Origin of the sequence: Comamonas sp. w2-DMI (assembly GCF_040187735.1) — a bacterium.
Lineage (GTDB): Bacteria > Pseudomonadota > Gammaproteobacteria > Burkholderiales > Burkholderiaceae_C > Comamonas > Comamonas terrae.
Genome location: NZ_JBANEL010000005.1, coordinates 219,849 through 235,659, shown reverse-complemented (window position 1 = coordinate 235,659; position 15,811 = coordinate 219,849). Strand labels below are relative to the sequence as shown.

At 65.8% G+C, this 15,811-nt stretch carries 17 protein-coding genes and 1 pseudogene; 9 read left to right on the top strand and 9 right to left on the bottom strand.

What is annotated here, in order from left to right; genetic code table 11:
* Positions 1-648, top strand: a 648-nt coding sequence (rdgC, locus tag V8Z74_RS08060; protein ID WP_349708808.1) for a recombination-associated protein RdgC, incomplete at its 5' end; no start/stop codon positions are given.
* Between the two features lie 166 nt (positions 649-814).
* On the opposite strand, the pseudogene V8Z74_RS08055 reads toward rdgC, so the two are convergent.
* The 3 genes and pseudogenes from V8Z74_RS08055 to V8Z74_RS08045 form a co-directional block, all read right to left on the bottom strand.
* Positions 815-2,001, bottom strand: a pseudogene (locus tag V8Z74_RS08055) (acetyl-CoA C-acyltransferase family protein).
* 213 nt (positions 2,002-2,214) lie between these two features.
* Entirely contained in the window at positions 2,215-2,703 is a 489-nt protein-coding gene (gene cueR, locus V8Z74_RS08050; protein WP_349708807.1) for a Cu(I)-responsive transcriptional regulator, read from the bottom strand.
* A 129-nt stretch (positions 2,704-2,832) separates the two neighbouring features.
* A complete protein-coding gene (locus V8Z74_RS08045) occupies positions 2,833-3,030 on the bottom strand; it encodes a heavy-metal-associated domain-containing protein (RefSeq protein WP_349708806.1) in 198 nt (65 codons plus the stop codon).
* Positions 3,031-3,306: 276 nt separating this feature from the next.
* Here V8Z74_RS08045 and V8Z74_RS08040 point away from each other — a divergent pair, with 276 nt between their 5' ends.
* On the top strand, positions 3,307-4,986 hold the full coding sequence (locus V8Z74_RS08040; protein WP_066474501.1) for a methyl-accepting chemotaxis protein: 1,680 nt from the start codon (positions 3,307-3,309) through the stop codon (positions 4,984-4,986).
* 133 nt (positions 4,987-5,119) lie between these two features.
* On the opposite strand, the gene V8Z74_RS08035 is transcribed toward V8Z74_RS08040, so the two are convergent.
* The 3 genes from V8Z74_RS08035 to V8Z74_RS08025 form a co-directional block, all read right to left on the bottom strand.
* On the bottom strand, positions 5,120-6,232 hold the full coding sequence (locus V8Z74_RS08035) for an alkene reductase (protein ID WP_349708805.1): 1,113 nt from the start codon (positions 6,230-6,232) through the stop codon (positions 5,120-5,122).
* 83 nt (positions 6,233-6,315) lie between these two features.
* A complete protein-coding gene (gene gstA / locus V8Z74_RS08030) occupies positions 6,316-6,924 on the bottom strand; it encodes a glutathione transferase GstA (RefSeq protein WP_066474507.1) in 609 nt (202 codons plus the stop codon).
* A gap of 162 nt (positions 6,925-7,086) precedes the next feature.
* The gene (locus V8Z74_RS08025; protein WP_349708804.1) at positions 7,087-7,662 is read right to left on the bottom strand and encodes an NADPH-dependent FMN reductase; all 576 of its coding nucleotides are present in this window, start codon (positions 7,660-7,662) and stop codon (positions 7,087-7,089) included.
* 276 nt (positions 7,663-7,938) lie between these two features.
* Between V8Z74_RS08025 and mnmG the strand changes: the two genes are divergently transcribed.
* Both mnmG and rsmG read left to right on the top strand, forming a co-directional pair.
* Complete coding sequence (gene mnmG, locus V8Z74_RS08020; RefSeq protein WP_349708803.1) at positions 7,939-9,903, top strand: tRNA uridine-5-carboxymethylaminomethyl(34) synthesis enzyme MnmG; 1,965 nt, start codon at positions 7,939-7,941, stop codon at positions 9,901-9,903.
* Positions 9,904-9,962: 59 nt separating this feature from the next.
* A complete protein-coding gene (gene rsmG / locus V8Z74_RS08015; RefSeq protein ID WP_349708802.1) occupies positions 9,963-10,622 on the top strand; it encodes a 16S rRNA (guanine(527)-N(7))-methyltransferase RsmG in 660 nt (219 codons plus the stop codon).
* Between the two features lie 3 nt (positions 10,623-10,625).
* Here the strand turns inward: rsmG and V8Z74_RS08010 are convergent, their stop codons facing one another.
* A complete protein-coding gene (locus V8Z74_RS08010; RefSeq protein WP_349708801.1) occupies positions 10,626-10,853 on the bottom strand; it encodes a hypothetical protein in 228 nt (75 codons plus the stop codon).
* On the opposite strand from V8Z74_RS08010, the gene V8Z74_RS08005 reads away from it, so the two are divergent.
* From V8Z74_RS08005 to V8Z74_RS07985, 5 genes are read left to right on the top strand one after another with little or no spacing between them, the layout of a single operon-like run.
* Positions 10,843-11,457, top strand: a complete 615-nt coding sequence (locus V8Z74_RS08005; RefSeq protein ID WP_349708800.1) for a LysE family translocator — start codon at positions 10,843-10,845, stop codon at positions 11,455-11,457. The two genes, V8Z74_RS08010 and V8Z74_RS08005, sit on opposite strands and share 11 nt — an antisense overlap.
* Positions 11,458-11,469: 12 nt before the next feature.
* Positions 11,470-12,240, top strand: coding sequence for a ParA family protein (locus V8Z74_RS08000; protein WP_066474525.1), 771 nt, complete (start codon positions 11,470-11,472; stop codon positions 12,238-12,240).
* A 51-nt stretch (positions 12,241-12,291) separates the two neighbouring features.
* The gene (locus tag V8Z74_RS07995) at positions 12,292-12,870 is read left to right on the top strand and encodes an RBBP9/YdeN family alpha/beta hydrolase (RefSeq protein ID WP_349708799.1); all 579 of its coding nucleotides are present in this window, start codon (positions 12,292-12,294) and stop codon (positions 12,868-12,870) included.
* Between the two features lie 26 nt (positions 12,871-12,896).
* The gene (locus tag V8Z74_RS07990; protein WP_349708798.1) at positions 12,897-13,088 is read left to right on the top strand and encodes a hypothetical protein; all 192 of its coding nucleotides are present in this window, start codon (positions 12,897-12,899) and stop codon (positions 13,086-13,088) included.
* A gap of 20 nt (positions 13,089-13,108) precedes the next feature.
* Positions 13,109-14,038: a ParB/RepB/Spo0J family partition protein gene (locus tag V8Z74_RS07985; RefSeq protein WP_349708797.1), complete on the top strand. Its 930-nt coding sequence runs from the start codon at positions 13,109-13,111 to the stop codon at positions 14,036-14,038.
* A gap of 70 nt (positions 14,039-14,108) precedes the next feature.
* Here the strand turns inward: V8Z74_RS07985 and V8Z74_RS07980 are convergent, their stop codons facing one another.
* A complete protein-coding gene (locus V8Z74_RS07980; protein ID WP_066474532.1) occupies positions 14,109-14,936 on the bottom strand; it encodes a hypothetical protein in 828 nt (275 codons plus the stop codon).
* Positions 14,937-14,998: 62 nt separating this feature from the next.
* A complete protein-coding gene (locus tag V8Z74_RS07975) occupies positions 14,999-15,601 on the bottom strand; it encodes a tetratricopeptide repeat protein (protein WP_349708796.1) in 603 nt (200 codons plus the stop codon).
* Between the last annotated feature and the right edge of the window lie 210 nt (positions 15,602-15,811).

Here is a 15,811-nt window from a genome sequence, read left to right as displayed (position 1 = left end):
CTGGTGCTGGACACCGGCAGCCAGGCGCGTGCCGACGAGGTGGTGAGCCTGCTGGTGGAAGGCCTGCCAGGCTTCGCGCTGGCCCTGGTCGATACCCAGACCAGCCCGCAGGCGGCCATGGCGCACTGGCTGATGACGCAGGAACCGCCGGCCGGCTTCAGCGTGGACCGCGAGTGCGAGCTCAAGGCCGCGGACGAATCCAAGGCCGTGGTGCGCTATGCGCGCCATCCGCTCGACATCGACGAGGTGCGCCAGCACATCGAGCACGGCAAGCTGCCGACCAAGCTGGCCATGACCTGGGACGACCGCGTGAGCTTTGTGCTCACGGAGGGCCTGCAGATCAAGAAGATCGCGCTGCTCGACGCGGTGATGGACGGGCAGTCCCGGGACGATGGCGGTTTCGATACCGATGTGGCCATTGCCACGGGCGAGCTGTCGCGCCTGATTCCGGATCTGATCGAGGCGCTGGGCGGGGAAGGGCGCACGGGCTTGGGCGCTGGTCTGCCTGCCGCCTTGCAGGACCGCGCGCAGGCATCTGAAACGCTGCCTGTGCGCCTGGCGCAGGCCGGCAAGGGGGCAGGCAGGGTGGCACTGACCGGGCCCGCTGCAGCGCCTGTGGACACGGCGCCCGAGGAAGCGCCGTTCTGAACGGTATTTCGCTATGTAAATCGAAGCTATTGACGCTTGCCGGCAAACGATCTGGTGCTTTATGAATACTGAGATTGTTTGCTAACAGGCGCCAGCCGCTATCAAAAAAAAGGCCTGTCCGGCATGAGCCGGCAGGCCTTTGCTGATGGAGCGTTCAGCCGATCGATCAGACGCGCTCGAAGATGGCCGCAATGCCCTGGCCGCCGCCGATGCACATGGTCACCAGCGCATAGCGGCCGCCCGTACGCTGCAGCTCGGCAATGGCCTTGGTGGTGATGATGGCGCCCGTGGCGCCCACGGGATGGCCCAGCGAGATGCCCGAGCCGTTGGGATTGACCTTGGCCGGATCCAGGCCCAACTGCTGGATGACGGCGCAGGCCTGGGCGGCAAAGGCTTCGTTGGCTTCGATGACGTCCATGTCGTCGATCTTCAGTCCGGTGCGCTGCAGCACCTTCTGCGTGGCCGGAACCGGGCCTATGCCCATGTAGGCCGGCTCCACGCCCGCGTGGGCATAGCCGACCAGGCGCGCCAGCGGCTTGAGGCCCAGCGCGCCCACGCGGTCGCCGGCGGCCAGCAGCACGGCCGCTGCGCCGTCGTTGATGCCCGAGGCATTGCCGGCCGTCACCGTGCCGCCTTCCTTCCTGAACGCAGGCTTCATGCCGGCCAGGGTTTCGAGCGTGGTGTTGCCGCGCACATGCTCGTCGGTGTCGAACAGCACCGTGCCCTTGCGCGTGGCGATCTCCACGGGGACGATCTGTTCCTTGAAGCGGCCGGCCTCGATGGCCGCGGCGGCGCGCTGCTGGCTGATCACGGCCAGTTCATCCTGCATGTCGCGGCTGATCTTGTAGCGTTCGGCCACATTCTCGGCCGTGATGCCCATGTGCATCTTCTGCCAGGGGTCGTGCAGTATGCCCAGCATGTAGTCGATGCTCTTGGCGTCGCCCATGCGCGCGCCCCAGCGCGAGGCCTGGTCGAAGTAGGGGCCGCGGCTCATGGATTCGGAGCCGGCACCGATGGCCACGTCGCAATCGCCAGGGCGATGGCCTGGGCCGCCGAGACGATGGCCTGCAGGCCCGAGCCGCACAGGCGGTTGACGTTGAAGGCCGGTGTCTCGATGGGGCAGCCCGCATCGATGGCTGCCACGCGCGAGAGGTAGGCGTCGCGCGTGTCGGTGGGGATCACATTGCCCATGACCACATGGCCGACGGCGTCGGCGGCGATGCCGGCACGCGCGATGGAGGCCTTGACCACGGTGGTGGCCAGCTGGGTATTGGGAACGTCCTTGAGGCTGCCGCCGAAGGTGCCGATGGCCGTGCGGGCGGTGCTGACGACGAAGATGTCTCGGGTGCTCATGCGCTGTGTCTCCTGAAGAAGGGCCGTGCGAGGCGGAAAAGTGCGGCCCGGTGCTTTGCCGGGCGTCGTTCCGGGTCCATTGTGCAGCACAGCAATCATGAGCGGCTGTCGCGGCCGAGCCAATCCGCCGGCCTGGCGCCGGCGGCGGGCCGGCGGGTGCCGGGTTTCACGTGAAACTGCCGTGGTCTGTCCGGCTGTCCGGCTGTCCGGCTGTCAGGCGCGCGCGGCGGCGCGCTTGCCGCGTCCGCGCGGGGCCGGGGTCGCCGCAGCGGGGGCATCCAGCGGCGTATCGGCACTGGCCAGATCGTCGAGGATGGGGCATTCCGGCCGGTCGTCGCCATGGCAGCAGTGGGCCAGGGTCTGCAGCGTGCGCTGCATGGACTGCATGGCGGCAATGCGCTCGGCCAGGGCCGCGATATGGCGCTGGGCGATGGCCTTGACCTGGCTGCTGGCGCGGCCCTGGTCCTGCCACAGGCCCAGCAGCGTGCCGATTTCTTCCATGGAAAAACCCAGGTCCCGGCCGCGGCGGATGAAGCGCAGCGCATGCACGTCGGCCTCGGTGTACTGGCGGTAGCCGCTGTCGGTGCGGTGCACGGGCGGCAGCAGCCCCAGCGATTCGTAATGGCGCACCATGCGCGCCGACACGCCCGCGCGCCGCGCGGCTTCGCCGATGGGGACGGGCCAATGTGAAGAGGTAAGCATGGTGGTTTTCCCCGTGTGAATCGTGATGCCGGATGGGGCCCAAGCCAGAGACGCCGAGCAAGAGCCGCCCCGCGGTGGGGGCGCCTAGCCGAAGGCGTCGTCCTCCTTGGGCGAAGCCGCGTCGGCGGCTCAGGGCGTAACCTTGTACCCCTCTTCGGCGATGGCCGCGCTCAGCGCTTCGCGCGGGGCATCGCTTTGCACCTCGACGCGGTGGGCGGACCGGTCGATCTTCACCTGGGCTGCGGCGTCCACGCCCTGCACCGCCTGGGTCACGGCGCGTTCGCAATGGCCGCAGGTCATGCCCTGGACTTCGAAAACATGTTGCATCTGATCACTCCTTGTGGATGGCAGGCCGCGGGATGCGGCTCCATGGCTTGGATGATCAACCCTAACACCATGGCAAGGTCAAGCGCCGGGCAAGCCAATTCCCGGGACGGGGTTGATGCAGGACAAACAGCCGGGATTTGGCGTTTTCTGCGGCCGGGAGTGTTGGAGATAAGCATTTCCCGTCATGGAAAAGTCGCGGTTTTTTGACAAACTGAAACAATTTGTGTTTTCTGATGTAAAACGCGCGGTTGGACTCAAAGGATCAGAGGTAGACAGATGAACATGTTGGGAATGATGCGGCGCTTCTCCATACGCACGCGCATGCTGGGCGCGATTGGCGTGGTGATGGTGCTGCTGGGCTTGTTGGGCAGTGCGGGCATGCTGGGCATGTTCCGCATCCAGAGCATGAGCCAGGAGTTTTTGGACAACTCGTACGTCAAGATGGGCTACATGGCCGAACTGCGCACGCAGCTGGGCGCGATACGCGCGCACGAGAAGGACATGATCATCCAGTACGAGCGCGCCGAGGAAGTGCGCAAGGCCTACAACCAGTGGGCCGAGTCCATGGAGAAGGCCAAGGCGGTGCTGGGCCACTTCACGAGCGACGACAACGCGCAGGACGATGCGGTGGCCAAGGGCATCATCACGCGCATCGACAACTACCGCAAATCCTTCGAGCATGTGGCGCGCCAGCTGGAGGCCGGCGGCTACGACTCGGCCACCACGGCCAACCGCATGAGCGGCAAGGCCCTGGCCGAAGTGGCGGAAGCCGAGAAGCTGATGCAGCAGCTGAACCAGCTGCTGCGCGAGCAGTCCGATGCGCTGGCCGCCGCCGAGCGCGATGTGGCCGAGCAGACGCGCTGGATGTTCATCGGTGCCGTGGTGCTGACGCTGGTGGTGGTGGTGCCGCTGACGCTGCTGAACATGCGCTCGATCTGCACGCCGCTCGTTGAGGCACGCCAGATGGCGCTGACCATCGCCAGCGGCGACCTGTCGCAACAGGTGCAAGTCTCGGGCCGCGACGAGCTGGCCGAGCTGCAGCACGCGCTGGAGCAGATGCAGCAGGGGCTGAGTGCCATGGTCACGCAGGTGCGCGACGCCAGCGGCAATATCGCCACGGCCAGCCAGGAGATCGCGACCGGCAACCAGGACCTGTCGGCGCGCACCGAGCAGACGGCCAGCAATGTGCAGGAGACGGTGGCTTCGCTGTCCCAGCTCACGGCCACGGTGCAGCAGACGGCATCGTCGTCCCAGCTGGCCAACCAGCTGGCTTCCTCGGCCTCGGGCACGGCCAAGCAGGGCGGCCAGATCGTGAACCAGGCCGTGGTCAGCATGCAGGAGATCTCGGCGTCGAGCCGCAAGATCGGCGACATCATCGGCCTGATCGACTCCATCGCCTTCCAGACCAACATCCTGGCCCTGAATGCGGCCGTGGAGGCAGCCCGCGCAGGCGAGCAGGGCCGCGGCTTCGCCGTGGTGGCGGGCGAGGTGCGCAGCCTGGCCCAGCGGTCGGCCCAGGCCGCCAGCGAGATCAAGGGCCTGATCAACACCAGCGTGCAGGCCGTGGATGTGGGCGTGCGCCAGGTGGAGGACGCGGGCAAGACCATGCAGGCCATCGTGGACAGCGTGCAGCGCGTGGGCGACATCATCGGCGAGATCACGGCCGCCTCCAGCGAACAGTCGCTGGGCATTGGCCAGGTCAACCAGGCCGTGGGCGACATCGACCGCATGACGCAGCAGAATGCCGCGCTGGTGGAGGAGTCGGCCGCCGCGGCCGAGTCCCTGCGCGAGCAGGCGTCGCGGCTGGCGCAGGTGGTCAGCCAGTTCCGCGTGGCAGGCGGCATGCAGGCGCTGCAGCCCGCGCGCCATCCGGGCCTGGCGCCGGCCCGCAGCGCCGTGCGCACTGCGATTGCCGCGCCCGCAAGCCAGGAGCCGCAATTGCTGGAAAACGCCTGACCGGCCACCGGCCAGCAAAAAGCCCGGCAGCGACGATGCTGCCGGGCTTTTTTATCTTGCAGCTACTGAAAACATAGCTGCTGGCGCTTGCCCCTTCATGGCTGCAGGCGCCATATGCCTTGTTTCACGTGAATCATCCGGCCATGGGGTAGTCGGTATAGCCCCTGGCACCGCCGCCATAGAACAGCTTGGAGTCCCAGGCGTTCAGCGGCAGATCGTTGCGCAGGCGCCTGACCAGGTCGGGGTTGGAAATGAAGGCCTTGCCGAAGGCCACCACGTCGGCGTATCCGCTTTCCACGGCCTGCATGGCCATGGTCCGGTCGTAGCCGTTGTTGACCATCCAGGCGCCCTGGCCGCCGGCCTTGCGATAGGCGTTCTTGAGCGCGGCGTAATCGAACGGCCGGTCCTCGAGTTCGCGCGGTCCGCCGGTCGAGCCTTCGATGATGTGGATATAGGCCAGGCCCAGCGAAGCCATCTGCCGCACCAGATACTCGAACAGCGGCTGGGGGTCGGCATCCACGATGTCGTTGGCCGGCGTCACGGGCGAGAGCCGGATGCCGACCTTGCCGCCGCCCACGGCATCGGCCACGGCGCGCACGCATTCCAGCACCAGCCGGCAGCGGTTCTCGATGCTGCCGCCGTAGTCGTCGGTACGCTCGTTGGCACCGGTCTTGAGGAACTGGTCCAGCAGATAGCCGTTGGCGCCGTGCAGCTCCACGCCGTCGAAGCCGGCATCCTCCACGGCAGCCCGCGCGGCAGCGGCAAACCCGTGCACGATGCCGGCCAGCTCTTCCTGGCGCAGGGCACGCGGCGCGGAAACCGGCACGAAATGGCCCTGGCCGCTGACCTCGTCGATCACATAGGTCTTGGACCGGGCGGTGATGGCGGAGGGGCCTACCGGTGCCAGGTTGTCGGGCTGCAGCAGGGTATGGGAGATCCGGCCCACATGCCACAGCTGGGTGACGATGCGTCCTCCCTGGCCGTGGACGGCGGCCGTCACCTTCTTCCAGGCCTGCAGCTGCTCTTCGCTGTACAGGCCCGGCACGTCGGCATAGCCTTGGCCCTGATGGCTGATGGCCGTGCCTTCGCTGATCAGCAGGCCGGCGCTGGCGCGCTGGCTGTAGTAGGTGGCCATGAGGTCGGTGGGCACGGCATGCGGCGCGCGGTTGCGCGTGAGCGGCGCCATGGCGATGCGGTTGGGCAGCTCCAGCGCACCGGCGCGGACGGGGTCGAACAAAGAGGTCATCACGGGCTCCTGAAAAAACAAAAGCCCGGAACGCGGGATCGTTCCGGGCCGATATGCCTGTAGGGCGTTGCGCCGGGAACGGCTTACTTGAGCAGGCCTTCGGCCTTCATGGCGGCCTGGACGGCGGGGCGTGCCAGCACGCGCTCGCGGTAGGCGAGGATGTTGGACAGGCCGGAGATGTCCACGCCCACGAACTGCGCCCAGCCCGTGACGGTGAACAGATAGGCATCGGCCACGGTGAACTGGTCGCCCATCAGATAGGTCTTGTTGGCCAGCTCGCCGTCCACCCATTGCAGGCGGCCAAGCACGCGCTCGCGCACGGCGGGCTTGTAGTCTTCGGGCGTGGCCGGGTTGAACAGGGGACCGAAGCCCTTGTGCAGCTCGGTGCTGATGAAGTTCAGCCACTCCTGCAGGTGGTAGCGGGCCATGGTGCCGTTGGCAGGCGCCAGGTTCTTCTCTGGCACCTGGTCCGCGAGGTACTGGACGATGGCCGGACCTTCATGCAGGGTGTCGCCGTTGTCCAGCACCAGAAAGGGCACGTAGCCCAGCGGATTGATGGTGTAGTAGTCCGTCCCGTCCTGCAGCTTGTGGCTCTTGGTGCTGGCCAGGATGGCCTCGTACGGCAGGCCCGCTTCATGCAGCACGATATGCGGGGACAGGGAGCAGGCGCCCGGGCTGTAATAAAGCTTCATAGCGAGTGGCTTCCATTCAGGTAAAAAGACAAGCAGGCATGCTAAACCGTATGCATGCCATCTGCATGCAGGGGCTACTGCAGGCCTGTGTCGGCCTATGCCGGCATCTGCACATGGGCATGCGCTGGCATGGCCGGACGGTGGGCTGGTTGCGGCCGGGCTTCAGGCCAGGCGCCCGGCGGCCCACAGGATCTGCTCCACCAGGGCCTGCATGCCCTGCCGGTTCTGCAGGCGCTGCAGGTTGCCCGCTGCATCGAAGGCTTCCGAGGCCAGGCCGACCGCATGGCTGCGCGGCGCCACCCAGCACTCCAGGTTAAGCAGCAAGGGGGCCAGATGGGACTGCGCGCGCAGTCCGCCCATGCTGCCGGGCGAGGCGCTGGCCATGCCCACCACCTTGCCGCGGAAGGGCAGCACGCCGTCCGACCATTGCGGATCGGCCTTGACCGGGCTCGACGCCCAGTCCAGCGCGTTCTTGAGCAGGGCAGGGTAGCTGCCGTTGTACTCGGGGCTGCAGATCAGCCAGGCCGGATGCGCATGCAGCTGCTGCTTGAAGCGGATCACGTCGGCCGGTGTACCCTCGGCCTCCAGGTCGGCGTTGTACAGCGGAATGTCGTAATCCGACAGCTCCAGCACGGTGGGCGTGGCACCCAACTCGCGCGCGATGCCGGCGGCCGCATGGGCCAGCTTGCGGTTGTAGGAATCCCGGCGGGTGCTGCCTGCAAAAATGAGTATCTTCATGCCCGCATTGCAGCACAGCCGGGGCGCAGCTTTCCTGCTTTGGAGAGGGGCGGGGCGGCGCGGCGCGTTGTTTCACGTGAAACGCGCTTGCGGCCGGCGGCGATGCGCACCGGGGCAACCCCATGCAAGGCATTGTTCGCGCAATGGTGGGAAAATTACGGGTTCCCCCGCAGGGCTCCCCGTTCAAGACACAGGAGGCGGCCCGCCATGAGAGCAGGAGCATGGGTGCTCCGTGCCGGGGGCCAAGGGCCGGGCATGGCCCGGAGAGTCAAGAACATGTTGTACCCACAGGAATTTGATGTGATCGTGGTCGGTGGCGGCCACGCCGGCACCGAGGCCGCGCTGGCTGCTGCGCGCATGGGCTGCAAAACCTTGCTGCTGAGCCACAACATCGAGACCCTGGGCCAGATGAGCTGCAATCCTTCCATCGGCGGCATCGGCAAGGGCCATCTGGTCAAGGAAGTGGATGCGCTGGGGGGCGCCATGGCGCTGGCCACCGACAAGGGCGGCATCCAGTTCCGCATCCTCAACAGCTCCAAGGGCCCGGCCGTGCGCGCCACGCGTGCCCAGGCCGACCGCATTCTCTACAAGGCCGCGATCCGCGACATGCTGGAGAACCAGCCCAATCTGTGGCTGTTCCAGCAGGCGGTGGACGACCTGATGGTGGAGGGCGATCGCGTGGTCGGCGCCGTCACCCAGGTCGGCATCCGCTTCCGGTCGCGCACCGTGGTGCTGACGGCGGGAACCTTCCTCGACGGCAAGATCCATGTGGGCCTGAACAACTATGCGGCCGGACGCGCCGGCGACCCGCCTGCCGTGAGCCTGTCCGGACGCCTCAAGGAACTGAAGCTGCCGCAAGGGCGCCTGAAGACCGGCACGCCCCCGCGTATCGACGGCCGCAGCATCGACTTCAGCCAGTGTGAGGAGCAGCCGGGCGACGGCATGCCGGGGGGCGTGAACGAAGGCCATGTGCCCGTATTCAGCTTCATGGGTAGCACGGCCATGCATCCGCGCCAGGTGCCGTGCTGGATCACGCACACCAATGCGCGCACGCACGAGATCATCCGCAGCGGTTTCGACCGCAGCCCCATGTTCACGGGCAAGATCGAGGGCGTGGGTCCGCGCTACTGCCCCAGCGTGGAAGACAAGATCAACCGCTTTGCCGACAAGGAAAGCCACCAGATCTTCCTCGAGCCCGAAGGCCTGACCACCAACGAGTTCTATCCCAACGGCATCTCGACCAGCCTGCCCTTCGACATCCAGTACGAACTGGTGCGCTCCATGAAGGGCCTGGAGAACGCGCACATCCTGCGCCCGGGCTACGCCATCGAGTACGACTACTTCGATCCGCGCTCGCTCAAGAGCAGCTTCGAGACCAGGCAGATCCAGGGCCTGTTCTTTGCCGGCCAGATCAACGGCACGACAGGCTACGAGGAAGCCGCAGCCCAGGGCCTGTTCGCGGGCCTGAATGCCGCGCTGCAATGCCGCGGCGAAGCTCCCTGGACACCGCGCCGCGATGAGGCCTATCTGGGCGTGCTGGTGGACGACCTGATCACCAAGGGCGTGACCGAGCCCTACCGCATGTTCACCAGCCGCGCCGAGTTCCGCCTGCAGCTGCGCGAGGACAATGCGGACATGCGCCTGACCGAAGTGGGCCGCAGGATGGGCCTGATCGACGATGCGCGCTGGGACGCCTTCAGCCGCAAGCGCGATGCTGTTTCACGTGAAACAGAGCGCCTCAAGTCCACCTGGGTGAATCCGCGCATCGTTTCGGCCGAGGAGTCCGAGCGCGTGCTCGGCAAGGCCATGGAGCGCGAGTACAACCTGTTCGACCTGCTGCGCCGCCCCGGCGTGTCCTACGGAACCCTCATGGACATGAACGAAGGCCGGTACGCTTCGGCGGACGTGAGCCCCGATGCCCTGGGCGACCTGAGCGAACCGGTGATCGAGCAGGTGGAGATTGCGGCCAAGTACTCGGGCTATATCGACCGCCAGAAGGACGAGGTCCAGCGCGCCGCGCATTTCGAGACGCTGCGCCTTCCGGCCGAACTCGACTACATGCAGGTCACGGCCCTGTCGTTCGAGGTGCGCCAGAAACTGCAGAAGCATCGGCCCGAGACACTGGGCCAGGCTTCGCGCATCTCGGGCGTGACGCCGGCGGCGATTTCGTTGCTCATGGTGCATTTGAAGAAGGGTGGCTTCAAGGGCTTCGCTTCCTCTGCCGAAGAGGCTGCGGCATGAGCCGCCCGGCCGCTCCGAAGGCTCATGGCACCGCAGTCCGTCAGGGCGAAGGTACTCCCGTGAGCGAAGCATTGCGTCCGCAGCTGGAGGCCGGCGTTGCCGCGCTGCAGCTGGAGCTGGTGCCGGCGCAGATCGATGCGCTGATGGCCTTTCTCGATCTGCTGCAGAAGTGGAACAAGGTCTACAACCTGACCTCGGTGCGCGATCCGCAGGAGATGCTGACCCACCATCTGCTCGACAGCCTGGCGGCCGTGCCGGCCCTGCTGCGCCATGTGCAGACCTTGCCGGTGGAAGAGGGCGCACGCCTGCCCCTGCTGGACGTGGGTTCGGGCGGCGGCCTGCCCGGCGTGGTGTTTGCCATCTGTTGCCCGCGGATCGACGTGAACTGCGTGGACACCGTAGGCAAGAAGGCGGCCTTCATCCAGCAGGTCGCGGCATCGCTGCGCCTGCCCAATCTGCACGGCATCCACAACCGCGTGGAAAACCTGAATACCATGTTTCCGGTCATCAGCTGCCGCGCCTTTGCCTCGCTCGTGGATTTCACGACCTGGTCGCGCAAGGCCTTGGCTGAAGGCGGTATATGGTTTGCGATGAAGGGCAAGCACCCTGACGAGGAAATGGCCGCGCTGCCTGCCGATGTGCAGGTGTTTCACGTGGAACCCTTGCAGGTGCCGGGCCTGGATGCCGAGCGCTGCGTCGTGTGGATGCGGGCCGCCTGACATTCACTTCATGCCAATGAAAAGGCGCCCGCGTGGCGCTTTTTCATTGCTGCCGGGCCGCCCGAAGGCAACAAGCCGTCTTCTCTGGAGCAGCGGCTGCACGTCAGTGAACAAGCATGTGAGCGGTTTTAATACACCGTGATACGCGGCATCTGCTGCGGATTCATGCACTGGTGACAACCCTCGCATAAACTCCACGTTTTCATCGTGCAGGGTTTGAATGTTCGGCATATCCGATTACGGTGCGTTTGTTGTCGCCATCATCGTCTTTCTGATGATTCCGGGGCCCGGCAATCTTGCACTGATCACGTCTACCGGCAAGGGTGGCATGCGCGCCGGCATGGCGGCCTGCCTGGGCGTGATCGCGGCGGATCAGGTGCTGATGTGGCTGGCGGTGGCCGGCGTTGCCGCGGTGCTGGCGGCCTATCCTGCCGCCTTCCATGCCGTGCAGTGGCTGGGCGCCGTCTACCTGGGCTGGCTGGGCTACAGGCTCTGGACCAGCAAGCCGGGCAGCAGACCTGCCGTCGACATCCTGCCGCGCCACTATTTCCGCCAGGGTGCGCTGATCACCCTGATGAACCCCAAGGCCATCGTGTTCTACATGGCGTTTTTCCCCATGTTCGTGGACCCAGCGCACCACCAGGGCCTGCTCACGTTCGGCGTGATGGCGGCCACCGTGGCCGCGCTCACCTTTCTCTACAGCCTCGTGGTCGTGCTGCTGACCTCGCACCTGGCGGCGCGCCTGCGCGCCAATCCGCGTGTGGTGAGCGCAATGGAGAAAACCGCTGGCGTGTTCCTGATCGGGTTTGGCCTCAAGCTGGCCACGACCTCCTAAACCAAAAATCTCATGGCCAAAATCTTCTGTGTAGCCAATCAAAAAGGTGGCGTGGGCAAGACCACCACCACCGTCAATCTTGCCGCTGGCCTGGCCAAGGTCGGCCAGCGGGTGCTGCTGATCGACCTCGATCCCCAGGGCAATGCGACCATGGGCTCGGGCGTGGACAAGCGGGCGCTGGAGCTGTCGGTCTACGACGTGCTGCTGGAGAACAACAGCATCCAGGAAGCGGCGGTGAATTCCGAGCAGGTGGGCTACCACGTGCTGGGAGCCAACCGCGAGCTGTCGGGCGCGGAGATCGAGCTGGTGACGCTGGAGCACCGCAACGAGCGGCTCAAGAATGCGCTCAAGGCGGTGGATGCCGACTACGATTTCGTGCTCATCGACTGCCCGCCGTCGCTGTCCATGCTCACGCTCAACGGCCTGTGCGCGGCGCACGGCGTCATCGTGCCCATGCAGTGCGAGTACTTCGCGCTCGAAGGCCTGACCGATCTGGTCAACACCATCAAGCAGGTGCATGCCAACATGAATCCGGACCTGCAGATCATCGGCTTGCTGCGCGTGATGTTCGATCCGCGCACCACGCTGCAGCAGCAGGTCAGCGACCAGCTCAAGGAGCATTTCGGCGACAAGGTGTTCGATACCGTGATCCCGCGCAATGTGCGCCTGGCCGAGGCCCCCAGCTATGGCGTGCCCGGCGTGGTGTTCGATGCGTCGGCCAAGGGTAGCAAGGCCTTTGTCGAATTCGCCAAAGAGATGGTGCGCCGCATCAAGAAGATGTGACGTTTCACGTGAAACACCCCGATCAGGCAAAGGCAGAAGGCGTGGGCAGCTATGGAATCCGAAGCATTGCAGGCTGAAGACGTCTGGCTGTTGCCCGGTTGGCAGAACTCGGACGCCGATCATTGGCAAAGCCGTTGGCAGGCCCTGTACGGCTACCGGCGGCTGGAGCAGCACGACTGGCTGCGTCCGCTGCGCGGGGACTGGAGCATACGCCTGCAGGAAACCGTGCTGGATGCGCCGCGGCCCGTGGTCCTGGCGGCGCACAGCCTGGGCTGCGTGCTGGTGGCGTGGTGGGCCGCCCATGCAGCGGCGGGCAACGAGAAGCTCGCCCGCAAGGTGGCCGGTGCGCTGCTGGTGGCTCCGGCCGATACCGAGCAGGACAGTCTGCGTGCCCTGCTGCCGGGCTGGGCGCCGGTAATGATGCAGAAGCTGCCGTTTCCCTCCATCGTGGTGGGCAGCGAGAGCGATCCCTATTGCACGCTGGCGCGCGCCCAGGCCATGGCTCATGCCTGGAGCAGCCGTTTCGTGAACGCAGGTGCCGCCGGTCATATCAACACGGCCAGCGGCCTGGGCAACTGGGACAGCGGCCATGCGCTGCTGCAAACCTTTCAACCTAGAAATGGCAGTTGACCGCTTGCCTTTTTCACGAGAGCCGCATGAACACTGATTTTCACTGCTTCGTTCGCATTCACCTGTGTGGTGAACAGCGCTACACGCCCGCCAGCACCGTGCCCGGCGCGCCATGCGGCGTTTCAAATCCTCGCAATGGCAAAGCCATTGCTGCGGTTTGCGCCTTGCCTGGCATACCGGTCACGGCACTGGCGGACGTGTTCAACTACCGTTTCTAGGTTCAAGGAAAGAACAAGCCATGGTGACAAAGAAACCCAAGGGGCTGGGACGCGGCCTGGAAGCACTGCTGGGCCCCAAGGTCAGCGAAAAGGCCGAGGCCGGGCAGGGCGCCGCGCCTGCCGGCGTGCCGACCAGCCTGGCGCTGGAAGTGATGGTGCCCGGTCAGTACCAGCCGCGCACGCGCATGGACGAGGGCGCGCTGTACGAGCTGGCCGAAAGCATCAAGGCCCAGGGCATCATGCAGCCCATTCTGGTGCGCAAGCTCAGCAAGGGAGAGCACAGCGGCAAGTACGAAATCATTGCCGGCGAACGGCGCTTCCGCGCTTCGCGCCTGGCGGGCCTGACCGAGGTGCCGGTGCTGGTGCGCGAGGTGCCCGACGAGGCCGCGGCCGCCATGGCGCTGATCGAGAACATCCAGCGCGAGGACCTCAATCCGCTGGAAGAGGCCCAGGGCCTGTCGCGCCTGGTCAAGGAGTTCGGCCTGACGCACGAACAGGCCGCTCAGGCCGTGGGCCGCTCGCGCAGCGCCGCGACCAATCTGCTGCGCCTGCTGAACCTGGCCGAGCCCGTGCAGACCATGCTCATGGCCGGCGATATCGACATGGGCCATGCGCGGGCGCTTCTCACGCTGGATCGCGCCACGCAGATCACGGCGGGCAACCAGATCGCGGCCAAGAAGCTGTCGGTGCGCGAGGCCGAGTCCCTGGTCAAGAAGATCGGCGCGGAATTCAGCCTCACGCGCCAGAAGGCCAAGAAGGACGTCAAGTCGCGCGACGTCAAGCGCATCGAGGAAGAGCTGTCGGACCTGCTGATGGCCGACGTGGAGGTGCGCGTCAAGAAGACCGTGCGCCGCGGCGGCAAGGTGCAGGACGTGGGCGAGGTGGCGATCCAGTTCGGCTCGCTCGAAGCGCTCAACGGCATCATCGAGCGCCTGCGCGCCGAAGGCTGAAGCGCGCGCCCTGCCAAACAAAAAGGCCTCCGCAAGGAGGCCTTTTGCATGGGACGGAGCCCCGGAGCGATTACTGGCCGACCTTGAGCTGGCCGCCGCGGCCCAGGCCGCCCTTGACTTCCTGCGCCTTGTAGTTGCGCAGCGAGACCACCATGTTGTTGTAGGCGTCCATGAAGGCGGCCACGGTGGCCTTGCCTTCGGGCGAGCGCGAGAAGCCGCCCAGGCCGGCTGCAGCGCCGCCGCCGAAGGCACCCATGGCCGCGCCGAAATTGGTGGCCGTGGCATTGCCTTCGGAGATCGAGATCTGCACGCCCGAGCGGATGTCGAACATGCTCAGCGTCACGACCGAGGCCTTGCTCTGCATGGCGCCGCCGATCAGCGTGCCCACGTTGCCGAACAGGCCGCCCACGCCGGCAGCCAGCTGGCCCGTGGCGTCGTTGTCGATGATGATGGACGGCTCCATGTAGTAGTCGGCCGCCACGCGCTGGCCCTTCTGCTGGCGCGAGCCGGCGCGGAACTCGCCCGAGTTGCGCTGCTTGTCGGTGATGGCGCTGAGCTTGCTTTCGGTGCGGTTGTTGCCGATGGAGGTGATCACGAAGCAGTTGGACTGCTGCACGGCCAGGCGGATCAGCGGCTCGATGGTCGTGATCTTGGTGGCGGCGCCGAAGCTGGCATACCACTCCTTGCCGCGGCCGTCGTCCACGGCCAGCGTGCCCAGGGGCGCGCTGCAGCGCTCCAGCGTGGGGTTGGCATTCACGCTGCTGGCGCCCCCGGCTGCGCCGGTAGCCGCCGTGGGGGCCGTGCCGGTGCTGATCGTGCCGCCGCCGGGGGTCACGCAGCCGGCCAGGGCCAGGGAGGCTGCCAGGGCTGCAAGGCGCAGAGTTGTCTTCTTGGACATGAATATGCTTTCAGTTGTGTAAAGGATTTTGAAAAAATGCGCTGAAGCGGCGCGGCCGGCTTTCAGCGCAGATACCAGCCCGACGTGCCCCAGATCCAGCTATAGGGCGTATTGGCGTACCAGGCATTGAGCGATTTGCGGTCCTCTTCGCGCACCCGGTAGTTTTCCTGGGCTTCGCGCTTGGCTGTTTGGGCCTGGGGCAGCAGGCGCTTGGCCTCCTTGTTGCCCTTGGCCGCGGCACGCGAGAGCCAGGTTTCGGCTTCCGCGGGGTCGGAACCCATTTCCTCGAAGCCCAGCAGGTAGAGCCGACCCAGGGCAAACTGGGCGGGACCGTAGCCGCGGTCACCGGCCTTGCGCATCCATTCGATGGCCTGGTAGGTGTTGCGCTCCACGCCGTCGCCGCGCAACAGGCGCAGGCCGAGGTCGTATGCCGCCTTGGGGTCGCGCTCGGCCAGGGCGGCCAGCGCGGCCATGCGGCGCTCTGCTTCGGGATTGACGGGCTCGCCCTGGAAGGTGGCGATATGGCGCGGCTGGTTCACGCACTGGTCGCCATTGCAAAGGCGCACCGTGGGTGCCAGCGGTGTGAGTTGCTCTTCCGGTGTCTGCGTCGCACAACCCGTCAGCATCAAGGCAGCCAGTGACAGGCTGGTGAAAACAAGGCGCATGGATATTCCTCGGAGATTCTGATTCACAGAGTAAGAAAAAGTATACCTATACGTATTGCGTAAATTCTGTGCAGATCGTATGGAGAGATGCCCGATTTTCCATGCAGTTCGCCACGGCGCAAATACCGGATGGCCTTAAATGGGCGATTTGAATATCAATGAGATTCCGGGAATTAATAGTTTCAACGGGTTTTGTTTCAGAACATTACA

Bases quoted from the DNA above. Each gene is read 5' to 3' on its own strand.
- cueR (WP_349708807.1), bottom strand. From the start codon at position 2,703: ATGCTTACCTCTTCACATTGGCCCGTCCCCATCGGCGAAGCCGCGCGG.
- V8Z74_RS08045 (WP_349708806.1), bottom strand. From the start codon at position 3,030: ATGCAACATGTTTTCGAAGTCCAGGGCATGACCTGCGGCCATTGCGAA.
- V8Z74_RS08040 (WP_066474501.1), top strand. From the start codon at position 3,307: ATGAACATGTTGGGAATGATGCGGCGCTTCTCCATACGCACGCGCATG.
- V8Z74_RS08035 (WP_349708805.1), bottom strand. From the start codon at position 6,232: ATGACCTCTTTGTTCGACCCCGTCCGCGCCGGTGCGCTGGAGCTGCCC.
- gstA (WP_066474507.1), bottom strand. From the start codon at position 6,924: ATGAAGCTTTATTACAGCCCGGGCGCCTGCTCCCTGTCCCCGCATATC.
- V8Z74_RS08025 (WP_349708804.1), bottom strand. From the start codon at position 7,662: ATGAAGATACTCATTTTTGCAGGCAGCACCCGCCGGGATTCCTACAAC.
- mnmG (WP_349708803.1), top strand. From the start codon at position 7,939: ATGTTGTACCCACAGGAATTTGATGTGATCGTGGTCGGTGGCGGCCAC.
- V8Z74_RS08005 (WP_349708800.1), top strand. From the start codon at position 10,843: ATGTTCGGCATATCCGATTACGGTGCGTTTGTTGTCGCCATCATCGTC.
- V8Z74_RS08010 (WP_349708801.1), bottom strand. From the start codon at position 10,853: ATGCCGAACATTCAAACCCTGCACGATGAAAACGTGGAGTTTATGCGA.
- V8Z74_RS08000 (WP_066474525.1), top strand. From the start codon at position 11,470: ATGGCCAAAATCTTCTGTGTAGCCAATCAAAAAGGTGGCGTGGGCAAG.
- V8Z74_RS07995 (WP_349708799.1), top strand. From the start codon at position 12,292: ATGGAATCCGAAGCATTGCAGGCTGAAGACGTCTGGCTGTTGCCCGGT.
- V8Z74_RS07990 (WP_349708798.1), top strand. From the start codon at position 12,897: ATGAACACTGATTTTCACTGCTTCGTTCGCATTCACCTGTGTGGTGAA.
- V8Z74_RS07985 (WP_349708797.1), top strand. From the start codon at position 13,109: ATGGTGACAAAGAAACCCAAGGGGCTGGGACGCGGCCTGGAAGCACTG.
- V8Z74_RS07980 (WP_066474532.1), bottom strand. From the start codon at position 14,936: ATGTCCAAGAAGACAACTCTGCGCCTTGCAGCCCTGGCAGCCTCCCTG.
- V8Z74_RS07975 (WP_349708796.1), bottom strand. From the start codon at position 15,601: ATGCGCCTTGTTTTCACCAGCCTGTCACTGGCTGCCTTGATGCTGACG.